Raw genomic sequence first — 10,488 nt, 5'->3', positions numbered from 1 at the left:
TTTTATAATGGATTTTCATGATCTTGTTGAACTTGAGCGTAAACCTTTCAAAGAGCGTGTGAAATTACGCTACGGCACCTACCTCAAAGAGCTGGAAAAAGGCTTTATGTTCAGCCGTCAGGGCTCCGGGCCGGTCGATGCGCGTATGCAATACAAAGACTTGCACAGTGATGACTTCAGAAATGTGCTGGTGTTTGGCTCGAACAGCTACCTTGGCCTGGCTAACCATCCGTATGTGAAAAGCAAGGTGGTGGAAGCGGTTGAGAAATACGGCATTGGCACCGGCGGTTCACCGGCGTTTTCCGGCTATACCAAACAGCATCGTGACCTTGAGTTACGTCTGGCGGCGTTGGCCGGCCATGAAGATGCGGTACTGCTGCCGAGCGGATACATGGCAAACCTGTGCTGGGTCAATGGGTTGATGAACCGTAACGACATCATCATCTATGACCAGAACAGCCATGCCAGCGTGATAAACGCGGTCAAAATGACCAATGTGCCGTTCTTTACCTTTGACCCGGAGCGCCTGGATGAGTTTGAGGCGATGCTGCCAAAAATTCGCGCCCGCTCCAAACCGAATGCCCAGATTTTCTCGACCGTGGAAGGGGTACGCTCGACCGACGGCTCGATTATCGATCTGAAACGCTACATTGAGATTTGCCGCGCGCACGACATCATCACCATTCTTGATGACGCCCACGGATTAGGCACGCTCGGGCGCACCGGCAAGGGGACGCTGGAGCATTTGGATCTGTTAGGCCAGGTGGATTTGCGCATGTCTACCTGTAGCAAATCGCTGGGGGCGCAGGGCGCATTTATCTCCGGCAGCCGCGAGCATATCTTTATGCTGCGCAATTTCTCCTACCCTTATCTGTTCACCTCCGGGCTGGCACAACCGACGATTGCGGCGATTTCTGCCGCGCTTGATGTGATGGAGCGTGAACCGGAGCGCATCGCCCGCCTGCACGACAACGTGCGTTACATGCAAGACCAGCTGGAAGCCAAAGGCTTCAACATTCTGCGCGGCGAGTCGGGAATTATTCCTGTCTTCTTCGGGAAACTCTCTATCGTCGGCAACATCAATCGCCGCCTGTTCGAACGCGGTGTTTTCGCCAACATCATGGAATACCCGATGGTTCCGCCGGATAAAGAACGCCTGCGCCTGTCAGTGATGTCTTCCCATACCCGTGAGGAGATAGACAACGTGGTTGAGATTATCGCCGAGGTGGCACGCGAGTTTGACGCACTCTAATGGATGAGAGGAAGGAGAGAAAACATGGACACTCAGAAAGAGATTCTTACGGTGGTTCTTGATGTGATTAATGGCATCAAAAACACGGGCTTTACCCCGGAAATTGTTGATCTGGAAGCATTCCTTGGCGGCGAACTGGGGGTGGATTCGGTGGAGATGCTTGAGTCCTGGTACGAAATTGAAAAGCGACTCAACATCAAGGTCAACGACGGTGACAAGCGCGGTATTTACACCCTTGGCGACCTGGTCGGCACCATTGAGGCCCATTTGCCGGAAGACGCGCTCAAATCCTGACATCACGCGTTGAAGGGTAAACACGCAACGTTACGTGACAATTCTAGGGAACAGAAACAGGAGCGCTATGTCTTCTTCAATTTGGGTATTTCCTGGGCAGGGATCGCAGCAGAAAGGGATGGGCAAAGCGCTGTTTGAGCGCTTTCCTGCGCAGGTGCGTCAGGCTGATGAGGTGCTGGGTTTTTCGATAACCGAGCTGTGCCTCAACGACCCTCAGGGGGTACTGGGTGAAACGGAATTCACCCAGCCGGCGTTGTTTGTGGTCAGCGCGCTTGGCGTGCTTGCCAGGCGGCAAGACGGCGAGCCGCAACCGGATTGCTATGCCGGTCATAGCCTGGGTGAGTTCGCCGCGCTGTTTGCCGCCGGGGCGTTTGACTTTGCCACCGGCGTTGCGCTGGTGAGAGAGCGCGGTTTGCTGATGGCCAAAGCACCGCGTGGTGCGATGGCTGCCGTGCTGGGCATGGATTTGGATCGGGTGACGGCGCTGTTGGCCTCGTCCCCGTTTAGCGGCATTGATATCGCTAACATCAACAGTGCACAGCAAATTGTGATTTCCGGCCTGTATGACGACATCGTGGCCTGTGAGTCGCTGTTTACCGCCGCCGGGGCGCGCTATATCCGGCTGAATGTCAGTGCGGCGTTTCACTCACGCTACATGCGCGATATCGAAGCGCAGTTTGCCGCGTTTGCCCGGCGTTTTACCTTTAACCCGCTCAAGGCGCGGGTGATTGCCAACTACACCGCACTCGATTACCCCACAACGGATTACCTTGACCTGCTGACGCGCCAGATAAGCCACCCGGTGCGCTGGTACGAAAGCCTCTCGCGCCTGCTGGCGGCCGGTGAGGTGGAGCAACACGAAATCGGGCCAGGCCAGGTGCTCACCGGCTTGCTGGCGAAAATCAAGGCGCAACCGATGACGCTGACCACTGACCCGGCTCCGGCCGCGGTGCCGGAAAGCGTCAGTCCTCCACGCGCCGTGCCAGCGGGCAACCCGAAGGTGGTGCTGATGTTTGGCGGGCAGGGCTCGCAATATTACGGCATGGGCCAGGAGCTGTATCGCTGCAACAGCGCCTTTCGCCGCCAAATGGACATCTGTGATGCGCTGGGCCGACAGCATATTGGTTATAGCCTGCTGGCGGTGCTGCATGACGAGGCGCATCGTCCGTTGCCGCTCTCTGATGTGGCGCTGTCGAATGTGGCGTTACTGAGCATTGGCGTGAGCCTGACCCACATGTTAAAGGCCGAAGGTATTGAACCGGATGCGGTGCTCGGCTACAGCCTGGGCGAGTGCATTGCGGCGGCGGTGGCCGGGGTGCTGACGCTTGATGACGCCATGAAACTGGTGGTGTCGCAGGCGCACATGCTGGGCGAGAGAACCGCAGGCGGCGGCATGATGAGTGTGCTGGCTCCGGTGGCGCACTTTCAGGCCAATGCCGCGCTGTATCAGGGAACCGAGCTTGCCAGCATAAACTTTCCCAATAACTTTGTGGTCAGCGGCACGCGCGCAAGCCTGTCGACGCTGAAACAGCGCCTGACGCAGCACGAGATTATCTCAATGCTGTTGCCCGTTGAGCAGCCGTTCCACTCCTCGGGGATTGCCCCCATCGAGCAGGATTTTCGCGCGCTGGTGGACACCTTGCCCAAACACGCCCCGAACATGACGGTCTACTCCTCGCTGTTAGGCCGTGAAGTGGCGCGGTGGGATAGCGAGTATTTCTGGCGGGTTTTGCGCGAACCGGTTGATTTTTATGGCCTGATGCAGGCACTGAGTGAGAAGAATCAGGCGTTTTTTGTCGATCTCAGCCCTACCGGCACGCTGTCTACCTTTATCAAATACGGTTTTGCCGCGCATTTTCAGCACGGCGCAATCATCAATCAATTCGGCAGGAACGCCGAAAGCCTATCCCGCTTGCTGAGTGTTTTAAAACAACATGTCGGCCAGGTGGTGACAGAGGGAGCGTAACTATGGCTACGGTGCAGGAAAATAAGCCCTTGTCGCCTCGGGATGCGGCAGTGGCATATTGGCAGCAGTATCTGCGCGCCGCGCAACCAACGGCAAGCGCCAGTCTGCTGTATGCCGATGAGCGTGACGCGCATCAGGTTGACAGCGCGTATATCTCGCCCGAAAGCGGGGTGCTGACTGGCGATATCGACGGCGCATTAAGCGCGCAGTTGCGGGCGCTGGCACAGCGTGAATCCACCTCGCTTGCGGTGCTGATAACCGCGGCATGGGGCCTGCTGTTGAGTAAGTACAGCGGTGAGAATGAGGTGTTGTTTGGCAAGCATTTCGCCGACCGTGACGCGGGTGACGGCGATGTGAGTGCAGGTTATGCACTGCCGCTGCGCCTGTCGCTTGAGGCAACGCGCACCTTACGCGATTGGTTTGGCGACATTGGCGCGGTGTTTGAACAGCATCAGCGCCATGCGGCATGGCTGGCGCAGGACGTCTCGTCATCCACCGGCCACTCGCGGTTTGACTCCCTGGTCAGCGTGGCGGGTGAGCACCGCGCGCCAGCGGTGACGGCCCGCCAGGACGTCGCGCTGCATCTCATCGTACAGAGCGGCGAGCGCGTGTCACTCACACTGCACTATCGCACCGGCGAGGTGCGCGACGCCGATGCACACAATATTCTCAATCGTTTGCAGCAGTTGCTGTCTGGTTTTGTGCAAGGCGCTGAGCGCACGCTGGGCGAGCAGTCACTGCTTAACCGTGCTGAAATCGAGCGCGTTATTTATGCGTGGAATGCCACCGGGCTTGATGTGGCGCTGGATCGCTCGCTCTATGACCTGTTTGCCGAGCAGGTAGCGCTAAGAAACACGGCCACCGCGCTGGTGGCGGACGATGAGCGCCTGAGCTATCGCCAGCTTGCCGAACGCGCAGAGCGCATTGCCGCCGGGCTGCGCCGGGCAGGCGTCCGGCAAGGCGATCGCCTTGTGCTGAGTATGGATAAAACGCCGGAACTGATTGCCGCGATGCTCGGTATCCTGCGTTTAGGCGCGGCCTATGTGCCCGTCGGCCTGGATGCGCCGCCGCAGCGCCGTGCGTTTATCATCAGCGATGCCAGCGTGCGCTGGACGCTGACCCGCCGGGCCTGTCAATCGGGCTTTGGCGAGGATGAACCCAGCACCTTGCTGTTTGTGGACGATTATCTGGCGCAAACCGATGACGGCTGGCGTGATGAGGCTCCCTTTGCCGCAGTGGATTCGCACGCCATTGCCTACGTCATTTATACCTCTGGCACCACCGGTACGCCCAAGGGTGTGGAAGTCGCGCACCGCAGCTTGATCAATTTCTGCGCCTGGTGTGAGCACATCGGTATTTTCAGCGCCGGGCAACCGATAACCCAGTTCGCGCCTTATACCTTTGATGCCTCGGCGGGTGAGATTTTCGGTACGCTGACGCGCGGCTGTGAACTGCATTTGTTATCCCATGCGTTGATTCAAAACCCGCCTGCGCTGATGGACTACATGCGCGCAAACGACATTCGTTTCTCGGCATTTCCGCCGCCGTATCTTGCGCACCTGGAGCCTGCGCGCGTGCCGCAAGGCATGACGCTTCTCACCGCAGGCTCTGCGCCAACCGCGGGGCTGATTGAGCGCTGGAGCGAGCATTGCCGCTACATCAACGGCTACGGCCCGACCGAAACCACCATTATGTCGTCGGCCTGGATGCGCGGTTTTGAGAACACCCAGGATACCCGCCTGAGTATCGGACGGCCGATTGCCAACACCCGCATGTACGTTGTCGATAACCTCGGCGCGCTGTGCCCGCCGGGCATGGCCGGTGAAATCTGGATAGGCGGAGAAGGCGTGGCGGTGGGGTACATGAATCGCCCGGCGCTGACGGCTCAGCAGTTTATCGCCGACCCGTGGGTGGCCGGTGGCCGGGTGTATCGTACCGGTGATATCGGGCGCTGGTTTGATGATGGCCGCATTGAGTTCCTTGGCCGTCGCGATCACCAGATAAAACTGAGCGGCTACCGTATTGAACTGGGTGAAATCGAATCGCGCATCCTGGCACTGGAGCACATCAGCGAGGCCACGGTTATCGGTATCACACCCGATGACGGTGAAGCGCGGCTGGTGGCCTATGTGGTGGCTGACGAGGCGGTGGATAATGCGGCGATTGCGCAGTGGCGCGAGGTATTAGCCACGCAACTGCCCGGTTACATGATCCCGGCGGCGTTTGTGATGATGACGTCTTTGCCGCTGACCGCCAATGGCAAAATCGACCGCACGGCCCTGCCGTTACCAGACAGCCATGCTTACGTGCAGCGTGATTTCACCGCGCCCCATGCCGGTGTGGAAACGACGCTGGCGCAACTGTGGCAGGCCATTCTGGGCGTGCATCAGGTCGGGCGGCAGGACAATTTCTTTGAGCTGGGCGGCCACTCCCTGCTGGCGATGCAACTGCAAGCGATGCTGCGTGAGCAGGCGCTCTACACCGACGTACCGACCATTTTCGCCCATCCCGTGCTGGCGGATTTAGCCGCACAACTGCGTGATGAGGAAGCGGCGTCGCAGGTGTTTGAGGTGCCCGCTAACCGGCTGACGCCAGAGATGACCTCGCTTCATCCGAAGTTATTCCCGCTGGTGTCGCTGTCACAGCAACAGATAGACCAGATAGTGGCGCATATCCCCGGTGGTGTCGCCAATATTCAGGATATCTATGCGCTGGCCCCGCTTCAGGAAGGCATTCTGTTTCACCATCTGTTTGATGACGGCCACGACCCTTATCTTCAGCATGGTCATCTGTCATTTGCACACCGGCCGATGCTTGACAGATACCTTGAGGCACTTCAGTGCGTGATAGCACGCCATGATATTTTGCGCACCGCGTTTATCTGGCAGGGGGTTGAAACGCCGGTACAGGTGGTACTGCGCGAGGCGCGCCTGCACGTCACGGAGCTTAACGTTGCCGCAAGTAACGTTCCGGTGGCAGAGCAGATAACCGCGTACTGTGAAGCGCAGGGCAAACGCATTGACCTCACCCGGCCTCCGTTGCTGCATATGGTGGTGGCCTATGATGAAGGGCAGGCGCGCTGGCATGCCGTGATGGCTATCCACCACCTGGTCGATGACATTGCCTCACTCCAGATTTTGCTTGCTGACATTCAGGCATTCCTGACAGGGCAGGGGGAGAGCCTGCCTGCACCGGTGCCGTTTCGTCAGCATGTGGCGCGCCTGCAGCACGACCGTGATACTCAACAGCCACTGGCCTTTTTCAGTGAGATGCTGGCTGATGTCACCGAACCGTCGGTGCCGTTTAACCTTAAAAGCGGCCATGTTAACGGCCAGCGTGTCCGCGAAACCCGCCGCGCGCTTGACCCAACACTCGCGCACCGGCTGCGCGCCCAGGCCCGCCGCCTTGGCGTTGGCGTCAGTAGCCTGTGCCATGTGAGCTTTGCGCGCGTGCTGGGCGCGGCCTGCGGCAGCGATACCGTGGTGTTCGGTACGGTATTGTCAGGACGTATGCACGGTGCCGACAGCGACAAAATCATGGGCCCGTGCATCAATACGCTGCCGCTGCGTGTCGATGTGGGTGACCGGGATGTTACCGAGGCGGTACGCCAGACGCATCAGCGCCTGGCTGAGCTGATAAAACATGAACAGGCCACCTTGTCGCTGGCGCAGCAGGGCAGTGGCATTGTGGCACCGACACCGCTGTTCAGCGCGGTGTTTAATTATCGGCGTAACCGCCCGACAGATATCGATGTGGTTGGCCGCATCGAATTTGATGGCCTGGCCTGGCACGGCTTTGAGGAGCAAACCAACTACCCGATTTCCGTCTCTGTTGATGATGCCGACGCGGGGCTGGATATCGGCGTTCAGGTGATTGACTCGCTCAGTGGTGAACGTCTGTGGGGCTATCTCCAGCAAAGCCTGCTAAGCCTGACGCAGGCACTGGAGTCAGCGGCCGGGACGTCGGCCTCGACCCCGGTTTCTGCCCTTACGGTGCTGACGCCACAAGAGCAGGAACAGGTGCTGAACACCTGGAATGCGACGGCGCAGGCGTTCCCGGACTCGACGCCTATCCATCAGCTTTTCGAGCAGCAGGCGGCGCAACGCCCGCAGGCCCTGGCGCTGCAAATGGGGCACACCCGTCTTTGCTATCGCGAGCTTAACCAGCGAGCCAACCGTCTGGCGCACTATTTGATTGCGCTCGGCGTACAGCCGGATACCCGTGTCGCCGTGTGTACCGGGCGCACGGAAATGATGCTGATTGCGCTGCTGGCCACCCTTAAAGCCGGTGGCGCTTATGTGCCGCTTGACCCGGAATACCCCGCAACGCGGCTGGCCTATATCGTTGAGAATGCCAGCCCCAAAGTGCTGCTGGTTGACCGGCGCGGGCGCGAGGTGTTTGCCGGGCCTCACGGTGAGGTCACGGTGGTTGACCTGGCCGGGCAGGAAGCGAACTGGGCGGCGTTGCCGGACAGTAACCCGTCGGTCAGAGCCCTCAACGTCAACCATCTGGCGTATGTGATTTATACCTCGGGGTCTACCGGTAAACCGAAAGGCGTGATGGTCGAGCATCGTCAGGTGGTCAACTTCCTTACCGGGATGCAGGCCCTGTTCCAGCTTGATGCCGAGGATTGCTTACTCTCTGTCACCAGCATCTCGTTTGATATTGCCGGGCTGGAGCTGTATTTGCCGCTGATGACCGGGGCGTCCATTGTGCTGGCCAGCCGCACACAGGCGATGGATCCTCACGCACTGCTAAAACTGCTGCAAACCCGCGACATCACCATTATGCAGGCAACACCCACCACCTGGCGCTTGCTGGTGGATACCGACCCGACGCCGCATCCGCAGTTAAAAATTCTGTGCGGCGGCGAAGCCCTGCCGAGTGATTTGGCCACGCGTCTGTATGGCTTTGGCGCGTCGCTGTGGAACCTCTACGGGCCGACGGAAACCACGGTGTGGTCAACCTGCAATCGCGTCAAGGCAGAGGACATCACGCAATATAACCAGTCGATTGGCCGCCCGATTGCCAACACCCAAATCTATGTGCTGGACAAGCACGGCAAACCGGTGCCGCTCGGTGCTATTGGCGAGCTGTATATCGGCGGGGATGGCGTAGCGCGAGGGTATCACCAGCGCCCGGAACTGACTGCCGAGCGTTTTATTCCCGATCCGTTCTCGACGGATCCGGCAGCACGTCTCTACCGCACCGGTGATTTCGCGCAATTTATGGATGATGGCCGCGTGGTGTTCCTGGGCCGTACCGATCACCAGTTGAAATTGCGTGGTCACCGCATCGAGCTTGGGGAAATCGAGGCGCGGCTGTTAAGCCATCCTTCGGTGCGTGAAGCGGTGGTGGTCGCCCGGGAAGACAGGGGCGGGGAGCCGCGTCTGGTGGCTTATGTGGTGCCCGGTGCGGGCGATGCGCCGGCAAAAGCGGCGGTCAGTGGCCATGAGCAACTCGATTTCAGCCTGTTCTTTTTCGGTGCCAATCGTGATGCTCTCCAGGGCTATCAGCACTGTGCCGACGTGACCGAGTTCGGTGATAAACATGGCTTTACCGCCGTATGGACGCCGGAGCGCCATTTCCACAGCGTGGGCGGCCTGTTTGCCAATCCGGCGCTGTTAAGTGCTTCGCTGGCGGTCAGAACGCGCCATATTCACCTGCGCGCGGGCAGCGTGGTACTGCCATTGCACGATCCGCTGTGCGTGGCGGAGGACTGGGCGATAGTCGATAACCTGTCGAATGGCCGTATTGGCGTCGGTATCGCCTCTGGCTGGAACCAGCGGGATTTTGCGCTGGCAGCCCAGCACTACGACACCCGTCGGGAGGTGATGCACCACGGCATTGAGGAACTGAAAACGCTGTGGCAAGGCGGCAGCGTGTTACGCCGCGATCATCATGGCAAGGACATCGCCGTGCAGATCTACCCGACACCGGTGCAAAAGACACTGCCGATTTGGATAACCGCCGCCGGTGCGCCAGAAACCTTTGAGTATGCCGGGCGCAGCGGGGCGCATGTGCTGACTCACCTGCTCACGCAGAATATCGAGAAGCTGGCGGGCAATATTGAGATCTACCGTGCTGCCCGTGAGCAAGCCGGGTTTGACCCCCACACCGGTATCGTCTCGGTGATGATCCACACCTATCTGGGCGAGAGCCAGGATGTGGTATTGCAGCAGGCGAAAGGGCCGCTGCTGGATTATCTCGAAGGGCACTTGAGTTTGCTGTCGGGCTGGCTCAAAGAGCAGAACGTTGACCTTGATACCCTGCCCGATGCCGATAAGCGCAGCATGCTGGAATTCGCGTTCAGGCGTTATACCCGTGAGCTGTCCTTTATTGGCACACCGGAGTCTGCGCTCCCGGTGGCGGAAAAACTTCAGGAGGCGGGCGTCAATGACGTGGCGTGCCTGATTGACTGGATTGCACCAGAGCAGGCGACCGCCGCGCTCGGGCATATTGCCACGCTCAAAAACAGGGTGCAGAGCCTGTTTAGCCGTAAGGCGCTGCGCAGGCACCTTCAGGATGCGCTGCCCGATTACATGATGCCGGCTGCCTTTGTCACCCTCAAGGCACTCCCGCTGACCCCCAACGGCAAGATAGACCGTAACGCCCTGGTGGTGCCGGATGAGATGTCCTTCACCCGCCGAGCCTATGTGCCGCCGCAAGGGGAGATGGAAATGACGATGGCGTCTATCTGGCAAGCATTGCTGGGGGTCGAGCGCGTGGGGCGTCAGGATCACTTTTTTGAACTTGGCGGCTATTCGCTGCTCGCCGTGCGCCTGATAGAGCAACTGCGCCGAAGAGGGCTCAGTATTGAGATACGCACACTGTTTGACACGCCTGTTTTGGCAGACCTTGCGGCCAGAACCATCGAACTTGCGGAGACCCGACTGTGACGCCGCTATTTCTACCACCTTGGCCTGACGGCCCTGCGCGTTTTGCCACCTGGCATAACGTCAACCCACATCGAACA

At 59.2% G+C, this 10,488-nt stretch carries 4 protein-coding genes; all 4 read left to right on the top strand.

Going from position 1 to position 10,488, the window contains the following annotated elements; translation table 11 throughout:
* Window positions 1-7: 7 nt before the first annotated feature.
* The 4 genes from DAQ1742_RS15530 to DAQ1742_RS15515 all read left to right on the top strand — a co-directional run bounded on the left by DAQ1742_RS15530 (window position 8) and on the right by DAQ1742_RS15515 (window position 10,411).
* Window positions 8-1,252, top strand: coding sequence for an aminotransferase class I/II-fold pyridoxal phosphate-dependent enzyme (locus DAQ1742_RS15530; RefSeq protein WP_035340230.1), 1,245 nt, complete (start codon window positions 8-10; stop codon window positions 1,250-1,252).
* Between the two features lie 24 nt (window positions 1,253-1,276).
* Window positions 1,277-1,546, top strand: a complete 270-nt coding sequence (locus DAQ1742_RS15525) for an acyl carrier protein (RefSeq protein WP_035340232.1) — start codon at window positions 1,277-1,279, stop codon at window positions 1,544-1,546.
* A 67-nt stretch (window positions 1,547-1,613) separates the two neighbouring features.
* Window positions 1,614-3,512 carry an ACP S-malonyltransferase gene (gene fabD / locus DAQ1742_RS15520; RefSeq protein WP_071604058.1) on the top strand — a complete coding sequence of 633 codons (1,899 nt, stop codon included), beginning with the start codon at window positions 1,614-1,616 and terminating at the stop codon, window positions 3,510-3,512.
* A 2-nt stretch (window positions 3,513-3,514) separates the two neighbouring features.
* The gene (locus DAQ1742_RS15515) at window positions 3,515-10,411 is read left to right on the top strand and encodes a non-ribosomal peptide synthetase (protein WP_035340235.1); all 6,897 of its coding nucleotides are present in this window, start codon (window positions 3,515-3,517) and stop codon (window positions 10,409-10,411) included.
* The last annotated feature ends 77 nt before the right edge of the window (window positions 10,412-10,488 follow it).

Origin of the sequence: Dickeya aquatica (assembly GCF_900095885.1) — a bacterium.
Classification (GTDB): Bacteria; Pseudomonadota; Gammaproteobacteria; order Enterobacterales; family Enterobacteriaceae; genus Dickeya; species Dickeya aquatica.
Note: the sequence above shows the minus strand (reverse complement) of the source record. Positions and strands in the feature narration are given on the sequence as shown.

What these genes read in the sequence shown, in the direction of transcription:
- DAQ1742_RS15530 (WP_035340230.1), top strand. Translation starts at nt 8, where the DNA reads ATGGATTTTCATGATCTTGTTGAACTTGAGCGTAAACCTTTCAAAGAG.
- DAQ1742_RS15525 (WP_035340232.1), top strand. Translation starts at nt 1,277, where the DNA reads ATGGACACTCAGAAAGAGATTCTTACGGTGGTTCTTGATGTGATTAAT.
- fabD (WP_071604058.1), top strand. Translation starts at nt 1,614, where the DNA reads ATGTCTTCTTCAATTTGGGTATTTCCTGGGCAGGGATCGCAGCAGAAA.
- DAQ1742_RS15515 (WP_035340235.1), top strand. Translation starts at nt 3,515, where the DNA reads ATGGCTACGGTGCAGGAAAATAAGCCCTTGTCGCCTCGGGATGCGGCA.